The sequence below is a fragment of the Streptomyces sp. NPDC088923 genome (genome assembly GCF_044749745.1).
Lineage (GTDB): Bacteria > Actinomycetota > Actinomycetes > Streptomycetales > Streptomycetaceae > Streptomyces.
In genome coordinates this window covers 71,765-88,992 of record NZ_JBIVIO010000004.1, presented here as the reverse complement: position 1 = coordinate 88,992, position 17,228 = coordinate 71,765, and the positions used below count along the sequence as shown (strand labels likewise).

At 72.8% G+C, this 17,228-nt stretch carries 13 protein-coding genes; 1 reads left to right on the top strand and 12 read right to left on the bottom strand.

Annotation, left to right across the window (positions count from 1 at the left end):
• Window positions 1-163 precede the first annotated feature (163 nt).
• The 10 genes from ACIP4O_RS18505 to ACIP4O_RS18460 all read right to left on the bottom strand — a co-directional run bounded on the left by ACIP4O_RS18505 (window position 164) and on the right by ACIP4O_RS18460 (window position 12,866).
• A complete protein-coding gene (locus ACIP4O_RS18505; RefSeq protein WP_401575624.1) occupies window positions 164-1,396 on the bottom strand; it encodes an arginine deiminase in 1,233 nt (410 codons plus the stop codon).
• A gap of 134 nt (window positions 1,397-1,530) precedes the next feature.
• Window positions 1,531-4,185, bottom strand: a complete 2,655-nt coding sequence (locus tag ACIP4O_RS18500; protein WP_401575622.1) for a polynucleotide kinase-phosphatase — start codon at window positions 4,183-4,185, stop codon at window positions 1,531-1,533.
• Window positions 4,182-5,729, bottom strand: coding sequence for a 3' terminal RNA ribose 2'-O-methyltransferase Hen1 (locus ACIP4O_RS18495; RefSeq protein WP_401575620.1), 1,548 nt, complete (start codon window positions 5,727-5,729; stop codon window positions 4,182-4,184). The genes ACIP4O_RS18500 and ACIP4O_RS18495 overlap by 4 nt, the downstream gene beginning before the upstream one ends.
• A gap of 134 nt (window positions 5,730-5,863) precedes the next feature.
• On the bottom strand, window positions 5,864-6,784 hold the full coding sequence (locus ACIP4O_RS18490; RefSeq protein WP_401575619.1) for an LLM class F420-dependent oxidoreductase: 921 nt from the start codon (window positions 6,782-6,784) through the stop codon (window positions 5,864-5,866).
• Between the two features lie 224 nt (window positions 6,785-7,008).
• On the bottom strand, window positions 7,009-7,572 hold the full coding sequence (locus tag ACIP4O_RS18485; protein ID WP_401575618.1) for a hypothetical protein: 564 nt from the start codon (window positions 7,570-7,572) through the stop codon (window positions 7,009-7,011).
• A gap of 1,570 nt (window positions 7,573-9,142) precedes the next feature.
• A complete protein-coding gene (locus ACIP4O_RS18480) occupies window positions 9,143-9,649 on the bottom strand; it encodes a DinB family protein (RefSeq protein WP_401575616.1) in 507 nt (168 codons plus the stop codon).
• Window positions 9,646-10,131: a DUF6099 family protein gene (locus ACIP4O_RS18475; RefSeq protein ID WP_401575614.1), complete on the bottom strand. Its 486-nt coding sequence runs from the start codon at window positions 10,129-10,131 to the stop codon at window positions 9,646-9,648. Before ACIP4O_RS18475 ends, ACIP4O_RS18480 begins: the two co-directional genes overlap by 4 nt.
• Before the next feature lie 152 nt (window positions 10,132-10,283).
• Entirely contained in the window at window positions 10,284-10,655 is a 372-nt protein-coding gene (locus ACIP4O_RS18470) for a nucleotide pyrophosphohydrolase (protein ID WP_401575612.1), read from the bottom strand.
• Window positions 10,652-11,950 (bottom strand): biotin transporter BioY, encoded by a 1,299-nt coding sequence (locus tag ACIP4O_RS18465; protein ID WP_401575610.1) that lies wholly within the window; start codon window positions 11,948-11,950, stop codon window positions 10,652-10,654. Before ACIP4O_RS18465 ends, ACIP4O_RS18470 begins: the two co-directional genes overlap by 4 nt.
• 520 nt (window positions 11,951-12,470) lie before the next feature.
• Complete coding sequence (locus tag ACIP4O_RS18460) at window positions 12,471-12,866, bottom strand: cell division protein SepF (RefSeq protein ID WP_361332361.1); 396 nt, start codon at window positions 12,864-12,866, stop codon at window positions 12,471-12,473.
• A 528-nt stretch (window positions 12,867-13,394) separates the two neighbouring features.
• Here ACIP4O_RS18460 and ACIP4O_RS18455 point away from each other — a divergent pair.
• On the top strand, window positions 13,395-14,273 hold the full coding sequence (locus ACIP4O_RS18455) for a SigB/SigF/SigG family RNA polymerase sigma factor (RefSeq protein ID WP_361332521.1): 879 nt from the start codon (window positions 13,395-13,397) through the stop codon (window positions 14,271-14,273).
• Window positions 14,274-14,451: 178 nt separating this feature from the next.
• Here ACIP4O_RS18455 and ACIP4O_RS18450 read toward each other — a convergent pair whose 3' ends face one another.
• Window positions 14,452-15,444, bottom strand: a complete 993-nt coding sequence (locus tag ACIP4O_RS18450; RefSeq protein WP_401575609.1) for a glycoside hydrolase family 64 protein — start codon at window positions 15,442-15,444, stop codon at window positions 14,452-14,454.
• 289 nt (window positions 15,445-15,733) lie between these two features.
• A complete protein-coding gene (locus ACIP4O_RS18445; RefSeq protein WP_401575607.1) occupies window positions 15,734-17,077 on the bottom strand; it encodes a ParB/Srx family N-terminal domain-containing protein in 1,344 nt (447 codons plus the stop codon).
• Window positions 17,078-17,228 lie beyond the last annotated feature (151 nt).

The window sequence follows — 17,228 nt, the reverse complement described above, 5'->3', positions numbered from 1 at the left end:
CTCCCGGGGTGCCGCGTACGGAGAGGTACGGAGGCGACGATGACGGAATGGAAGTGTATACGGTATCAGGAATTTCTATACGGCCGGAAGGTGGGGACCGACCGTACGTCACACCGCCCACCCCGCCCTCCCCCGCACCACCCACCCGCACCACCACCCTGCCTCACACCGCGTCCCGCTCCACCGGGCAGCTCATGCACCGCGGCCCGCCCCGCCCCCGCCCCAGCTCGCTCCCGGGGATCTCGACGACCTCGATTCCCTGCTTGCGCAGGTACGTGTTGGTCGTGGCGTTGCGCTCGTAGGCGAGGACGACGCCCGGTTCCACGGCGAGCACGTTGCAGCCGTCGTCCCACTGCTCCCGCTCGGCGGCGTGCACGTCCTGCGTCGCCGTGAGGACGCGTACGGCATCGAGGCCGAGCGCGGCGGCGAGCGCGCGGCGCATGTGCTCGGGCGGGTGGTCGGTGACCTTGAGGTCGCGCGGGCCCGAGCCCTGCTCGATGGTGTAGGAGCGGAGGTCGCCGAGCCCCGCGTACTGCGTGAAGGTGTCGCCGTCGACCATCGTCATGACGGTGTCGAGGTGCATGAAGGCGCGGCGCTTGGGCAGGTCGAGCGCGACGATCGTGCGCGCCGACCCGGCGGCGAAGAGCTTCGTGGCGAGCATCTCCACGGCCTGCGGCGTCGTGCGCTCGCTCATCCCGATGAGGACCGCGCCGTTGCCGAGGACGAGGACGTCGCCGCCCTCGATCGTGGACGGATAGTCGGGCTGCCCCTCGGACCACAGGCGGAAGTCGCCCGCCTCGGGCCCGGTGAAGAGCGGGTGGTGCCGGTAGATCGCCTCGAAGTGCACGGTCTCGCGCTGCCGGGCGGGCCAGCGCATCGCGTTGATGGACACGCCGTCGTAGATCCAGGCGGAGGTGTCGCGGGTGAAGAGGTGGTTGGGCAGCGGGCCGAGGAGCAGGTCGTCGGGTTCCATGACGTGGAAGCCCACCGAGACGGGCTCGGGCCAGCGCTCCAGGTACTCGCGCTTGGTCATGCCCCCGATGAGCGCCTCGGTCAGCTCTGCCTCGCCGAGTTCCTCGAAGGAGGAGCGGAGGCGGTCGGTGGCGAGCGGCCCGTACTCCTTGTCGTCGAAGACGCGGTCGAGGACGAGCCGCCGCGCGTCGGGGAGCGCCATCGTCTCGCGCAGCAGGTCGGCGAAGAGGTGCACCGCGACACCGCGTTCGCGCAGCACGGCGGCGAAGGCGTCGTGCTCCTCCTTCGCGCGGCGCACCCACAGCACGTCGTCGAAGAGGAGCGCGTCCTTGTTGCTGGGGGTCAGTCGTTTGAGTTCGAGGCCGGGGCGGTGCAGGACGACGCGCCGCAGCCGGCCGGTCTCGGAATCGACGTGGAAGGCCATGCCTGTCATCTTGTCCGCCGGACGGGCCCCGCACCCGTCACGCCACGAGGGGCAAAAATCAGCCCCTCTGGCGATTGAGGAGCGGGGTCCGGGGCGGAGCCCCGTGACGGTCCGCCGCACGGAGCCCCGCTCCCTCACAGCCGAGGATCAACCGGCTCCGACTCCAACGCGAGGACCGCGAAGACGGCCTCATGCACCCGCCACAACGGCTCCCCCTCCGCGAAGCGGTCGAGCGCTTCGAGGCCGAGCGCGTACTCGCGCAGCGCCAGCGAGCGCTTGTGGCCGAGCTGGCGCTCGCGCAGCCGCTCCAGGTTCTCCGGTCGGGTGTACTCGGGCCCGTAGATGATCCGCAGGTACTCGCGGCCCCGGCACTTGACGCCGGGCTGCGCGAGCTTGCGGCCGCTCGTGCGGGCGAGCGCCTCGACCGGCTTGACGACCATGCCCTCGCCACCCTCGGCGGTGAGCGCGAGCCACCACTCGGTCCCGGCGCGCACCGAGTCCTCGTCGGTGGTGTCCACGTACACCCGCCGTGTCGTGCGCAGCAGGCCCGTCGTCTCGGCGGCCACCATGCGGTCGAGATAACCGAGTTGGGCGTCGTGCGGCACGCCGGCGAGGGACCGGCCGCGCGCGGCGAGGAGCTGGAACGGCGCGAACTCGACGCCGTCGAGCCCCCGCACCGGCCAGCAGTACCGCCGGTACGACTCGGTGAACGCGGCGGCGTCGCTCGCCCGTTCGCGCTGCCGCTCGCCGAGGTCGCCGAGGTCGACGCCCCGCTCCGCGGCCGCGTCGAGCGCGGCGAGCGCACCGGGGAAGACCGCCCCGGCGGCGGCGCCCACGGCCGCGTACTGCGAGCGGAGCAGCCCCGTGGACTTGAGGGACCACGGCAGCAGTTCGCCGTCCAGCAGGAGCCAGTCCGTGTCGAGTTCGTCCCACAGCCCGCTCGCGTCGATGGCCGCGCGCAGGCGGGCGAGCACTTCCTCGGTGACCGCGCGGTCGTCGAAGAAGGGGCGTCCGGTACGGGTCACGAGCGCCCCCGTGGGGGTCGCTTCGCCCTCGTCCGCGAGGCCGAAGCGCCCGACGGCCGTGGCCGCGTCGCGGCACACGAGGGCGACGGCGCGTGAGCCCATGTGCTTCTCCTCGCACACGACGTGTGCGATGCCGTCCTCGCGGTAGGCGGCGAAGGCGGTCTCGGGGTGTTCGAGGTAGCCCTCACGGTGCGAGGTCGGCGTGGGCGCCATGGTCGGGGGCAGGTACGGGACGAGACGCGGGTCGACCGCGAAGCGGCTCATGACCTCCAGGGCCGCCGCGGCATTCTCCTCGCGCACGCCGATCCGGCCGAGCGCGCGGGTCTCGACGGTGCGGCGGCCCACGACGTCGCCGAGCGCGAGCGGCCGGCCCTGGTGGCCGCCGGGCGCGGCCGATTCGAGGGGCCGCGCCGGCTCGTACCACTGCTGGTGCGCGGGCACGTCGACGAGTTCGCGCTCGGGCCAGCGCAGTGCGGTGAGGTGGCCGCCGAAGACGACGCCCGTGTCGAGGCAGATGGTGTTGTTGAGCCACGTCGCGGTGGGTACGGGGGTGTGCCCGTAGACGACGGCGGCCCTGCCACGGTAGTCCTCGGCCCACGGGTAGCGCACGGGCAGGCCGAACTCGTCGGTCTCGCCCGTCGTGTCGCCGTAGAGCGCGTGCGAGCGGACCCGTCCCGAGGTGCGGCCGTGGTAGCGCTCGGGGAGTCCGGCGTGCGAGACGACGAGCTTGCCGCCGTCGAGCACGTAGTGGCTCACGAGGCCGCGCACGAACTCCGCGGCCTTCTCCTTGAAGCCGGGCTCCTCGGCCTCGGCGCGCTCCAACTGCTCGATGGTCTCGGCCAGTCCGTGGGCGACGGTGACCTTGCGGCCGCTCAGGTGGCGCCCGAGTTTGTTCTCGTGGTTGCCGGGCACGCACAGCGCGGTCCCCGCCGCGACCATGCCCATGACGCGGCGCAGCACGGCGGGCGTGTCGGGGCCTCGGTCGACAAGGTCCCCCACGAAGACGGCGGTTCGGCCCTCGGGGTGCGCGCCGTCCTCGTAGCCGAGCTTGCCGAGCAGCTCCTCCAGCTCGGCGGAGCAGCCGTGCACGTCGCCGATCAGGTCGAAGGGGCCGGTACGTTCGCGCAGGTCGTTGAAGCGCCTCTCGCGCACGACCTGCGCCGACTCGACCTCGGCGACACCGCGGAGCACGTGCACCTTGCGGAAACCCTCGCGCTCCAAGCCGCGCAGTAAGCGGCGCAGTTCGCGCTGGTGGCGCTGGATGACGCGGCGCGGGAGGCCCGCCCTGTCCTCGCGCTTCGCGTTGCGTTCGGCGCACACGTCCTCGGGCACGTCGAGAACGATCGCGACGGGCAGTACGTCGTACTCGCGGGCCAGGTCCACGAGTTGCTTGCGGCTCTCGCGCTGCACGCTCGTCGCGTCCACGACGGTGAGCCGCCCGGCGGCGAGCCGTTTGCCCGCGATGTAGTGGAGCACGTCGAAGGCGTCGCGCGAGGCGCCCTGGTCGTTCTCGTCGTCCGCGACGAGCCCCCGGCAGAAGTCGGAGGAGAGCACCTCGGTCGGCTTGAAGTGCCGCCCGGCGAACGTGGACTTGCCGGAGCCCGTCGCACCGACGAGGACGACGAGGGAGAGGTCGGGCACGGGGCAGCGACGGCTCTTCGCCGGGGCGGGGGCGGCCGGAGTGCCCGCGGGGCCGGCGGCGGTCTCGGTGCTGGTGCCGGTGGTGGTGTCGGTGGTGGTGTCGGTGGTGGTGTTCTCGCTCATGCCGCCGCTCCTTCCTTCGTGGTGGTGTCCGTGACGGACTCGGTGGTGTCGGCACGGGTGAAGCGGGCGAGTTGGGTCGGCGGGCCCACCTCGGGGTCCTCCTCGCCGACGGGCCCGTAGGCGACGGTGTACCCGTACGCGGCGGCGACCTCCTGGGCCCAGCGCCTGAACTGGGCGCGGTCCCACTCGAAACGGTGGTCGTGGTGGCGGACGTGCCCGGCGGGCAGGGTCTCCCAGCGCACGTTGTACTCGGCGTTCGGTGTCGTCACGACGACCGTCGCGGGGCGCGCGGCCCCGAAGACGGTGTACGCGAGCGTCGCGAGGCGCGGCGGGTCGACGTGCTCGATCACCTCGCTGAGCACGGCGCCGTCGTAGCCGGTGAGGCGCGGGTCGGTGTACGCGAGCGAGCCCTGCACGAGCGTGAGCCGAGCCGCCTGCCGCTCGGGCATCCGGTCCAGACGTAGGCGGCGCGCGGCGATCTGGAGCGCGCGCTGCGAGACGTCCATGCCGAGGACGTGCGTGAAGCGCGGGTCCTTGAGCAGTTCCTTGACCAAGGTGCCCTCGCCGCAGCCGAGGTCGAGGACGCGGGCGGCGTTCGCGGCGCGGAGCGCTTCGAGGATCGCGGCGCGGCGGCGGGACGCGAGAGTGACGGGACGGGAGGCGTCGGGGGCCTCGCCCTCCGTACCGCCGGCTTCGGGGGCGCCCTCCGTACCGTCACCGCCTTCCGCGCCCTCCGTTCCGTCCTCCACCGCGTTGTCGATGTTCCCGGCCTCGGTGTCGTCGGACTCGGCGAGCCGGAGGAGTTCGAGGCGTTCCATCGCGTCGCGCGTGAGCGAGTAGCGGTAGCTGAGGTAGCGGCGCGTGATGTACGCCTGCTCGGGGTGCGCGGGCAGCCAGCCCTCACCGGCCCGGAGGAGCTTGTCGACCTCGTCCGCCGAGGCCCAGTAGTGCTTGGTGCCGTCGAGGACGGGCAGCAGGACGTACAGGTGGCGCAGCGCCTCGGCGAGCACCTGCTCGCCTTCGAGCACGAGCCGTACATACCGCGAGTCGCCCCACTCGGGGAAGGCGGGGTCGAGCGGGACGGGCTCGGCGGTCACGGTCCAGCCGAGCGGGGCGAAGAGCCGCTCGACGAGGCCGGGATCGCCGTTCGCGGGCACGGCGGGCAGCTCGATCCGCAGCGGCAGCGCGCGCCCGGCCAGTTCGGGCCTCGCCTTGCACTCGCCGTGCAGGGCCGTCTTGAAGACGGTGCCGAGCGCGACGGTGAAGAGCGAGGAGGCGGCGTACGGGCGGTCGTTGACGTACTGCGCGAGCGAGGCGTCCGGCGCCTTGCCGCGCCCCTTGCGCTTCCCGCGCCGCACGAGCGCGACGGGGTCGATCTCCAGGAGCAACGCCACCGAACACCGCTCGACCCCGGCCTCGGGGTAGAACACGTGCGCCGTCCCGTGCGCCGTGTCGAAGCGCTGGGCCCGCCCGGGATGCTTGTGGAGCAGAAAGCCGAGGTCGGAGGCGGGCGCTTCGGGGGTACCGGTGGTCGTCAAGGTCATGAACACCCCGTGATTATGCGTTCCCCCCGCCCCGGCGGACGACCGATTTAACCGGAACGCCCGTCGGGCTTCGCGGGGGGCGGGGGCGGGGGCGGCGAGCCCCCCTCGCCGTCCCGCGCCCGCCCCGCCCGGGGTCAGCTCAGCTGGCTCCGCACCTGCGAGGAGATGAGCTCCAGGTGGTCGAGGTCGTCCAGGTCGAGGATCTGGAAGTAGATCCGCTGGGAGCCGATCGCGGCGAACTGGCCGATACGGTCGACCACTTCGGCGGGCGTCCCGGCGAGCCCGTTCTTCTTCAGCTCGTCGACCTCGCGGCCGATCGCCGCCGCGCGACGCGCCACTTCGGCGTCGTTCGCTCCGACGCAGGCGACAAGCGCGTTCGAGTAGACGAGGTCCTCGGGGTTGCGGCCCGCCTCGCCGGCCGCCGCCCGCACCCGGCCGAACTGCCGCTCGCTGTCCTCGATCGAGCCGAAGGGCACGTTGAACTCGTCGGCGTACCGCGCCGCGAGCTTCGGCGTACGGCTCGCGCCGAACCCGCCGATGAGCACCGGCACCCGCGACTGCGCGGGCTTCGGGCGGGCCGGGGAGTTCTCCAGCTGGTAGTGGCGTCCCTCGTAGCTGAAGGTGTCGCCCGGCTTCGTCTCCCACAGCCCGGTGACGATCGCGAGCTGCTCTTCGAGGCGCGAGAACTTGTCCTTCGGGAACGGAATCCCGTACGCCTTGTGCTCCTCCTCGAACCAGCCCGCGCCGATGCCTAGTTCGACGCGTCCGCCGGACATCTGGTCGACCTGCGCGACCTCGATGGCGAGAACGCCGGGGAGGCGGAAGGTCGCGGCGGTCATGAGCGTTCCGAGACGAATCCGCTTCGTCTCGCGGGCGAGCCCGGCAAGGGTGATCCAGGCGTCCGTGGGACCCGGGAGACCGTCGCCACCCATGTGCAGATAGTGATCGCTGCGGAAGAACGCGTCGAAGCCGAGGTCCTCGGTCGCCTTCGCGACGGTGAGGAGTGTGTCGTACGTGGCGCCCTGCTGGGGCTCGGTGAAGATACGCAGATCCATGCCCCCCATCCTGCCTCCTGACCCCCGCCTCGACCGCGCCGCACCCCCCACGGGCCCCGTTCCACGGTCGGGTGAAAATTCCGCCGTGCCGACTTGCCCCTCTCGGGGCGGGCAGCCCCCAGCGAGGGTGGGAACGATGGCCACCCTCACCGCCGACCCCACCCGGCCCGACCCGGACTCCACGCGGCAGCCCGGCTCTCCAGGGGGACGACACCCGCTGCGGCTCAGCCTGCGGGTGGTTCCTTGTACGGCACCGGCGCACCGGTGAGCGCGTCGAGCGGGACCCGCCCGTCCAGGGGCTGCTTGAGACGTACGCGGACGGGCGTGAGTCTCGCCTGCTTCGTGCACACGCCGGGGTGCCGGCCCTTTGCGACGGAGGCGGAGAGCACGACACTGCCCCGCGTCTCCAGGACCGCCACGCGGGGGCCGTCGTCGCACACCCCGTGCGCGACGACCACGGTGACCGTGCGCCCGTCCGCGCTGACCCCGGCGAGCCGGTCCACTCGCTCACCGGGCAGGGAACGGGCGGGGGGTATCGGCGAGCGGGGAGCCGGTGAGGGGGTCACGGCGGCGCGCCTGAGCGGGGAGTCGTAGCCGTCCAGCGCGAAGAGCCAGGCCGGGACGGTCGCCGGGCCGCGAGTGGTCGCGACCGTCGTCGTGCCGAGCCGCGCGCCGGTCACGGTGAGGTGCGGTTTCCCCTCGCCGTCCCCGCCCTGGGCCATCCGCGCGTACGAGGCCCGAGCCCCCACAAGCGGCCGGACGACCGGCGCCCGCCCCGCCCACGTCACGCCGACCTCCTTCGTCCCGGCGCCGGGCAACCCTCCCCGCAACTCGAACGCCCCTTGCGCATAGGCACGTTGATCATCCACGCCCCGCCAGCCCCCACGCGGCAACCGCACCCCCGAACCCACGGGGTGGTACCCCGCGCGCCACGAGGCCGCCGCACCGCTCCCCTCCCAGGCCGCCCCGACCCGCCGGGCCCGCTCCCGCATCGCTCGCAGGTCCCCGTCATCCCCCGTCGACTGACTCCCACAGCCCGCACCGGCCACGAGCAGGCCAACCGCCAGAGCCATACGCACTCCCACCGCCCGCAACGCGCCCACCCCCTGACACAAGAACGACCTCACTCCCTGGACGCCCCGTCCCCCCGAAACGTTCACCCCCGGGCGGGCCCACGCGACACGGGCCGCAGTCCCCCGCGGGACAGCCGCAGACCACCTGGACAGTTGGAGCCCGGCGGAAGCGGCTGGAACAGCGCCGGAATGGCCGGAGTCCCGCTCCCCCGGCCGGACCCCTGCCGGAACAACCGGGCCCCCGCCGGAATGGCCAGAGCCCCGCCACCCTGGCCGGACTCCCGCCATCCGGGCCGGACTCCTGCCGAAGCGGGCGACCTCCCGCCGGAGTGGCCCGACTCCCGCCGCCCCCGCCAGACTCCCACCGGACGCCCGGCACCCCGCCAAAACGGCCAAAGTCCTACCATGCCCGCCAACCACCCGCCACCCCGGCGCAACTCCCCCAAGTCGGCCAACCCTTGCCGGAGCGGCCCAACTCCCGCCGAAGCGGGCGACTTTCCGCCGAAGCGGCCGAACCCCCGCCACCCCCACCCGACACCCACCGAACGCCCGGCGCACCCCGCCAAACGGCCGGCCAGAGCCCCGCCACTCCCGCCGAAGCGGCCGAACCCCGCCGGAGCGATCAAAGTCCCACCACCCCGGCCGAACACCCCCACCCCGCCACAATGGCCGGACTCCCATCACCCCGGTCGAACTCAACTCCAGGAGGAGCGGCCGGTCTTCCGCCGAAACGACCGACACCCTGCCAAAACGGCCCCGACTCCCGCCACCCCCGCTGAACGCCCGCCGATGCGACCGGCACCCCGCCGGAGCGGCCAGAGCCGCGCCGGGCGACCCGCATCGCCTTCCCCGACACGGTCCCGGCGAGCGAAGCGCGGTTGACGAAGCCAGGCGCCACGCGCCCAGCACCTCGGGCCGCCGCCGCCCGGCCGGCTTTCCCGGCGGGGACGCCCTCACGCACTCCCGGCCCGGAGTTCCGCTCCCGCCTCACCCGACACGACCCGCGCCCGGGAGAGCCCTCGGGCCCGCCGAACGCCCGGCACCGCCAAAACGACCAGAGCCCCACCATCCCCGCCGAACTCCCACCAACCCGTCCCGCCCCGCCCCTGACGCCCTCTCCCGCCCACCGGCAGGCAGGCACCCCACACGTCCTCACACCCCCGCACGCGCCCACGACCCCGCATGCGCGCCGCCCCACCCCACCCCCGCACGCGCCCCGCCGCCGCACGCCCCCGCCGGTCGAGGAGCCCCCGAAAGCCGCCCTACCGCAGGGTCCCCCGCCTCCTCACCCCCCTCTCGTCCCGTCCAGCAGTTCCCGCAGGATGTCCAAGTGCCCGTTGTGGCGGGCTGTCTCCTCCGTGAGGTGGAGGAGAATCCAGCGCAGATCGACGTGGCGGCCGTCGCGGATGGGGCGCTGGGCCTGCTTGTCCAGTGCGGTGCCCGCGACCAGTTCGCGGTAGCGGGCGCTCTGTTCCGCGTATTCGCCGAGCAGTCGCGGGAGCGGGAAGTCGACGGCCACGCGCATCTCGCGGTCCGGGTCCTCGTCGGTCCAGGGACCCTCGTCCTCCTCACCGAGGAAGACCACCTGGAACCAGTAGTACTCGACCCACCGCAGGTGGTTGATCACTCCGCTCATCGTCATCAGCGGCGAGCCGGGCAGGGGTGCCGTGCGGGCGTGCTCCGGGGAGACGCCCTCGCACTTGGCCCGGGCGGTGTCGCGTGCGTAGTCGAGGAACGTGGTGAGCTGGGTGCGGTCGTCCCACGCGGGCGGGGTGTCACTGATTCTTGTCATCGCGCGCAGCGTCCCGGATCGTCACTCCCGGTGTCGACCGGTTTTCCTCGCGCCACCACTTCCGGCGACCCCGCCCACAGCCCCCGCAACACCCGCACCGCGTCCCGGGAGTTGCCCAGGGCTTCGATCGTTTCCATGCAGTCCGTGTACGTGCCGCTCTCCGCCGCCGTCGCCGCGAGGGGGATGAGAGCGTGAGCCGCTTCCGCGAGAAGCGAGTCCAGGGCGTCCAGGGCGCGGGGCGGGTCGGCGACCGAGGTGAGACGGCCCGCGCGGGGCCGGACGCAGGGCGGGGCGCCCGTGTCGCCGGTCTCGTGGAGCCTGCGGGCCTCGGCGCTCTGGGTATGCGGGCCCGTCGCCGCCAGGATGCCGCCGACCGCGCGGGCCAGGGCCTGGGCCTGCCAGGCCTCCCGTACCACCTCCGTCTCCGTGCGTGCCGCCCCGAGCGCCGCCGCCGTCACCACCGCGAGCCGTGTCGCGTCCATCGTTCCGTCCCCCGTGTCCGTCCATCCGTTGCCGGCTTCGCTACTCAGCGTGCTGGACGGGTGAGGACATCGGAAGCCATCACGGCAAATCTGTGGATAACTCCAGGGAAGGCGCACAACGGCTCACTCCGAAGAGTGACGAGATTTTCGTTTCAGTCGCTCTCCCCGACGGGAAACCTCTCCTCGTTCCTGCCGATCTTCGCGTGCAGCGCCCGCACCGGATCGATGCCGAGGACGTGGCAGAACTGGAGGAGATATGCGAGGACGTCAGCGACTTCGTCGTGGACGCGGAAGCCCGTCGCGGGATCGTTCAGGACGGCCGCCGACTGCTCGGGGGTCAGCCACTGGAAGATCTCCAGGAGTTCCGCGGTCTCCACGCTGAGCGCCGCCGCGAGGTTCTTCGGCGTGTGGTACTGCTCCCAGTCGCGGGCGGCGGCGAAGGCGGTGAGGCGTTCGCGCAACTCCTGGAGGGCCGTGTCCCAAGCGGTTCGAGGGGCCCCGGGCGGGGGTGTCTGGCTCGTCACCGCTCCGGTGTACCACGTACCGCCGTGCCCACTTCCACGAGCCGCACCCCCGGGAAGCTCTGCCGCCCGCCCGGCGAGCCGTCCAGCGGGACGGGCGGGCGGGAGAGCGCGCCGAGGAGACGGATGTGGCCGCGCGCGGCCATCCGCGCCGCCAGGTCCAGGAGCAGAGCGACCTGGCGCTCGTCGAGGTGCAGGTCGAAGTCGTCCGCGAGGACGGTGAGCGCCTGGAGCGCGCCAGGTACTTCGCTCGCCGGGTCCACATCGAGCACACCGGGCCCGGTGAACAGCACCAACGCCATCGCCAGGTACCGCAGTTCACCGTCACCGAGCCGGGACAACGGGGTCCCGGGGCCCTCGGGGCGCAGGAGCCGTGCCATGACCGCGCCCCCGGGCAGCAGCTCGGTACCGAGGCCGTCGACGGGGCCCGCACAGCCCTCCCGTACCGCCGCCTCCAGGAGCCCGTACCGCGTGCGGCACTCGCGCGCGGCACGGTGCAGCACCTCGGCGAGGTTGGCGCAGTCGCGGCGCAGCAGCCCGTCCCCGCCGGCGGGCGGCGGGCGCATCGCCGCGGGGGCGGGGGTGCACGGGAAGAGGCTGCGCAGGGCGAGGACGGTCTGCTCGGCCGCCGCGAGGACGCGTCGTTGCTCCTTCGTACGGCCCGCGACGCGCAGCGGCAGGAGTGTGGTGCCGAGGAGGTCGTCGGGGAGCGGGGCGCGGGTGACGGAGGCGTTGCCCGCCGTGTGCCAGGCGGCCTGCACGGTGCGGCGGGCGGGGTCGCGCAGCGCGGTTTCGAGGTAGACGACGCCGTCGCCGCTGAGGCGTTCGCCCACGATGCGCAGTTCGGGCTCCGCCTGCACGGCGAGGTCGAGGCGTACGGGTCCGGCGGGGCCGTCGCAGACGCAGCCGATGCGGAAGCCGCGCCGCCGCTGCGCGTCGGGGCGGGCCGTCTCGGGGACGGCGGCGTGGGGTTCGGGGAAGGCCTCGGCGAGCGAGGAGCCGTTGCCGAGCGCGGCGAGGGCTGCGCAGGCGGCGAGCGCGGTCGACTTGCCGCCGCCGCTCGGCCCGGTGAGGAGAGTGACGGGGCCGAGGGGCAGAACGGTGGCGCGGTGACCGGCGAAGGCGGAGAGACGGAGTTCGGTCAGATGCGGGCGGGGTGTGGTGTCCGCGCGCGTCTGACCGGGTACGCGCGCGGCGCTCGGCGCGGAAGCGCCGTCCGCGCCGTCCGCGCCGGGCGGGACGGGTCGGGGCGTTTCGGCGGCCTGCGCGGTGGGGCCGGGACCTGAGGTGGGAGGCATGTGCGGAACATAGGCGTGCCTCTCCGCGACGAACCGTTTCGCCTGCGGCAGCTTCCCACCATCGGGGGACGCGCGGGAAAGGCCCTCCACTCCGCCGGGCGAAACCTCGGCCACCGCACGCACCGGCCCCACCCGGCCGGACCGCGCCCGAGCCACTCACCGCGGCGCATCGTCACCCGGCGGGACCGAGCCGCTCCGCCGGGCCTGGGCCCCCGCGCGCGGCGGTCGCCCGCGTGCCGCATGCGGAGCGGGGCAGGGAACGGCGTAGTTCCCCGTCACGGACGGCGGCCCGGGCCGGAAGACGAACCGTTTCGCCGGGGACTCCCCCCTCGCTGAACGCCGTGCCGCGGCCCGCCCCCGGACAGCACCTCAGCGCTCACCGAAGCGAGACGCCCGCGTCCCCGCCCTTCCCCGCCACGCCCACCGCGCGCGCCGCGCACCACGCCCCGGAGGGCACTCGGCACCACGAGCACGCGGCACCCCGCACTCCCCGCGCACCCCACCGCCATCGGCCGGCGTCTCAGCCGATCGCGCCCGTGCCCCGCACGCCCTCCACCAGGCTCTGCACCTCGGTGCCGGGAGGGGCCAGCAGGAAGACGTTGCGGTCGACGCGGTGCATGCCGCTACCGAGGCCGAAGACCACGCCGCTGCTGAAGTCGAGTACGCGCTTGGCGGTCTCGCTCTCGGCGCCGCTGAGGTCGAGCAGAACGGGGATCTGCGCCATGAGCGTCTCGGCGACCTCCCGCGCGTCCGCGAAGACGTTCACGCGCAGGACGACGAAGCGCCGGCGCGAGGCGGTCTCCGCGTCCGGGAGCGCGCTGTGCCCCGGCCAGGACGGCCAGGCGTCGCTGCTGCGCAGCGGTACGACCTGGGCGAGCCCTTCCCACTGCTCATCAGTGACGTCGTGGCTGTTCACTGCCCCACCCCGTCCGGGCTCGTACGATTGTCTGCATTCGTTCATTCTCGCCCGCCTCACTCGTTCGGCGGACCAGCGACACACCCGCCCGCGGCCCCCGGCGGCGCGCCTGACGGTACGTCGGCACCCTGGGGGTGCCCTGGGAAACCGTACCCAACAACCCGGGCGGTGCGGCGCGGCGGGGCCCGTGGCGGACTGCCCGCATAAACCCTTGTTCCCGAATTCCCGCGTCCGGAACAGATATGCACGGCATTTTTCGCGATCTCTCGTGTCTTTTCTTATTCCCTGCGGAAAGTCACGGGAGGAGCGCCGACTTACCTGGTCAGCGGGGTGGAGTGGATTCCGGAAGAGGATCATCCGGCCCGACAGAGCCGGTATTCCACCGGCGCCGAACCTCGTTCTCCTGATGATTTCGGGCCGTTTCCCGATCGTCGCGTTTCGTCGTGTGTGACGGCGACGGGCCGGGGCAGGCGGGGCCATGTCGAAGTTCTTCGACCGCAACCGACTGCAAAGGTGCTACTCGTGACGATCACCACGCACAGCACGGGCACGTCCGGCCCGGCGGCGGCCGAGGCGGATGCCGCCGGACTGCCCTGGATAGAGGATGCGGGGAAGATCGCCCCGCAGGACGCCCGCGAGCTCTCGCGGCTCTTCTTCGATCAGCTCGCCGTCCTCGAAGAGGGCACGCACGCCTACCAGTACGCGCGCAACACGCTCATCGAGATGAACCAGTCCCTCGTGCGCTTCGCCGCGCGCCGTTTCCGCAACCGCGGCAACGGGGACATGGAGGACATCCTCCAGGTCGGCACGATCGGCCTCATCAAGGCGATCGACCGCTTCGACCTCACCCGCGAGGCCGAGTTCACCTCCTTCGCGATCCCGTACATCGTCGGCGAGATCAAGCGGTACTTCCGCGACAGCACGTGGGCGGTGCACGTCCCGCGGCGCCTCCAGGAGCTGCGCGTCGACCTCGCGCGGGCCAAGGAGCGGCTCGCGGTCGAGCTGGACCGCGACCCCGGGGTCAAGGAGCTGGCGGCCGAGCTGGACATCAGCGAGGAGGAGGTCATCGACGGGCTCATCGCGGCGAACGGCTACATGTCCGACTCGCTCGACCTGCCCGCCGACAGCACCACGAGCGGCAAGCCCGACCAGAAGACCGCGACGACCTACGCCGACTTCCTCGGCGACTGGGACCCGGCGATGGAGCTGGTCGAGAACTTCACGGCGCTGCGCCCCCTCCTCGGCACGCTCGACGATCGCGAGCGGTACCTGCTCGAACTGCGCTTCGGGCAGGAGCTGACCCAGGCGCAGATAGGGGCGGAGCTGGGCGTCTCGCAGATGCACGTCTCGCGCCTGCTGAGCCGGACACTGGGGAAGCTGCGGGAAGGGTTGCTGTCGGAGGGCTGAGGTCCTCCGGTACCTCGCGGCCGGACCGGGGCCGCGAGGCGGTCGGATCACGGGAGTCGGATTGTCCACAGGGCCCGTACGAAGAGCTGCTCTTCGTACGGGCCCTGCGACGTGTCCATCAACACTCCGGGCGCGATGCCACCGTTCCAGGAGGGACCTCAGCGATCCGGAGGGAACGTCACCACCCCACGGCCACCGCGAGCCACTGCGGGTCCTGGTGCGAGACGAAGGAGGACTGGCCGGCGTAGTCGTCGTACGGGAAGCCGTAGGCGAGGTGGTTGATGCCGTGGTCGTGCCAGAACTTCGCGTAGTAGTTCGCCGGGCTGTCCTTGTAGTACAGGTCCGGCGTGGACCACTGGTCCTCGGGGAGCTGGGCGACGTGGCGGTTGAGCGCCGAGCACTTGCCCGGGTCGTTGGCGAGGACGCCGGCGCAACCCGTGATGTCGGAGGTGGGCGCGTCGACGCCCTGCGACTGGGCGTAGGCGGTGAAGTAGTCCGCGTACTTGCCGCCCGCACGGAAGTCGGGCGAGCCGCCGGGGGCCGGGATGCGGGTGGGATCGTCGGCGAGGCCCTTGAACTCGGTGGGGACCTCGTCCTTGAACTCCTGGAAGGTCTGCTCGCGGGACTGCTGGAAGGTGTCGTAGTCCTCGCCGACCTGCACGTCGTAGCCGTCCGCGGCGTGCAGGCGCATCGCGAGCTTGAGGCCGAAGGCGTCGACGCGGGTCGTGTTGCCGTTGAAGACGTTGTCGCCGACGGTGAACTCGATGAAGTCCTGGTACTCGCTGTCGGGCGAGCCGAGGTGGAAGTACATGCGGCCCGCCGAGTTGGCGGGCATGTCGACGTAGGGCTGTTCGGCGATGGAGTGCGTCTCGCCGTTGAAGCTCCAGTAGACCTCGCTGTCGGGGTACTTGCCGTTGGTGCGGTTGAGGACCGCGACAGTGACCACGTTGTTCGGCGCGGGGAAGGCGGAGGTGTCGCCCCAGAAGGAGTCCGGCGGGGCCTCGCCCGGCGCGGCGGCGGCGACGGGTGCGGGAGCGGGAGCGGCGCCCGCCTGCGGGGCGGTCGCCAGGCCGCAGAAGGCGGCGGCGAGGAGCGCGGCGCCGGCGGCGAGCGGGCGCCCCGCCCTGCGGCCGGAGCTGTGGGGGATGCGGGTACGGGATGCTGCGGGCATGACGGTACCTCCCTGGCGGGTGGGGGAACGACGGGCCGCCCGCCAGGTACGCGGCCACGCCGCCAGGGGCGTGGGGCCACCCGGCAGGCACGGTCCCCGCGCGGCCCGCTGGGGCCGGTGGGGTGCGAAGGACCCGCGCCGCCTTCGAGGTTCGGCCGGGCCGCGCGCGATGTCAATGCGAAGGTACGAACCTTTGCTACGGATTATTTACACGCACGGCCCGCCAACCCATCGGCACCGTCCGCGAGTTGAAGGATCAACGTGGAGGATTGCGGCGGTACGGGGCAAGTCAGCCCCGCGTGTTCGCCACCAACTGGACGGGACCGCCGAAGGAGTTGGCGGAGCAGTCAGGGCCTTCGGTGCGGAGCCCGGAGCCGACCACAAAGAGCGGCCCGTCGAGCGTCGTACCGCACAGGTACACGCTCCGCGCGCTCACGGCCTGTACGGGACCGGTGAGTTCGGCCCCGAGGGCGACGAGCGAGGCTCCGGCGCGTACGACGACGGGACCGGTCTGGCGTGTGTTGTCGAGGCACGTGACGCCGGAGTCGACGACGAGCGGGCCCGAGCGGGCGCCGCGCAGCGTGGTGGTGCAGCGGGGCGGGGCGACGGTGCGGGAGCGGTAGTCGAGCGCGAAGGCGAGTTTGCCGGGTTTCTCGGCCGTGAGCGGCTGCGAGAGCTTGCCGAACTCGCCCTTCTCGGGCTTCTTGCCGTCGTTCCACTCGTCGAGGCGGCCGAGTTCGGCGGCCGTGCGCCCGTCCGCGATGACCTCGTCCGGATCGGCGGCCACCATCAACTCGGAGGCGCTCCGCACGGCTTGGAGGTAGGAGGCCGGGTCGTCGAGGTCGTAGGCGCCGAGGTCGAGCCGCTCGCGCAGCCAGCCGCCCCACAGGAACTCCAGGTACTCGGCGGCGTCCTCCGGTGCGGTGTAGCCGATGTCGCGTGTGAAGTAGACCAGGGAGCGGTAGGGGTCGTCGTGGAAGCGGGAGAGGCCGAGGCGGGTGGGGAGTTCCTCGGTGGTGACGGGGTCGCCGTGCTCGTCGCGGAGCCAGACCCAGTGGTGGGCGCGCATCTCGTCCCAGAAGGCGCTCTGGCCCAGCTCGCTGTAGTCGGCCTGGACGCGCAGCCTGATGGTCGTACCGGGGCCGCCGTCCGGAGCCTCCCAGAAGGAGGTCAGGCTGTGGTGGCCGTCCGTGAGGTAGAGGCTGCCGCCGGGCCCGACGACGACGGTCTTCATCGCGGCACGGCTCTCGTCGGTCTCCTCGCCGAGCGGGATCGCGCACGTGAAGCTCGCGGGGTCGGCGAGCCTGGCCCCCACGGGGACCTTCTCGGCCTCGCCCTGGCCGTTGGTCTCGCACCAGTCGTCGAAGCGCTTGTTGAAGTCCCCCGCCTGCTCGTCCTTCGGGCTCCCGTACCGGCCGAGCTTGTAGAAGATCTGATCCTTGCCGACGGACGGCTGGGTGGGACGGAGCTGGTCGAGCCGGACGGTGAGGAGGTCGCCGGGGCGCGGGGACGGCGTCGCCGCGCTCGCCTGCGGCGCGGCGGCGAGGAGCGCGCCGAGCGCGGCGGTGGCGGCGACGCCGGCGCCGACGCGGCGGGCGGCTCCGGCGGTACGGGGCGGAGTGGCGGTGGACACGAGGGCTCCCGGGGCGGGGCGGGCTGGACGGGAACATCCACGCACGCGGGAGCGACCGCGCGGTGGCGACGGGCGGAAGACGGGGTGAACGGACCTGTACGCGCGGCGCCACCGCACGTACCCCGCCGCTCAAGTCCTGCCCCCGGGGGGC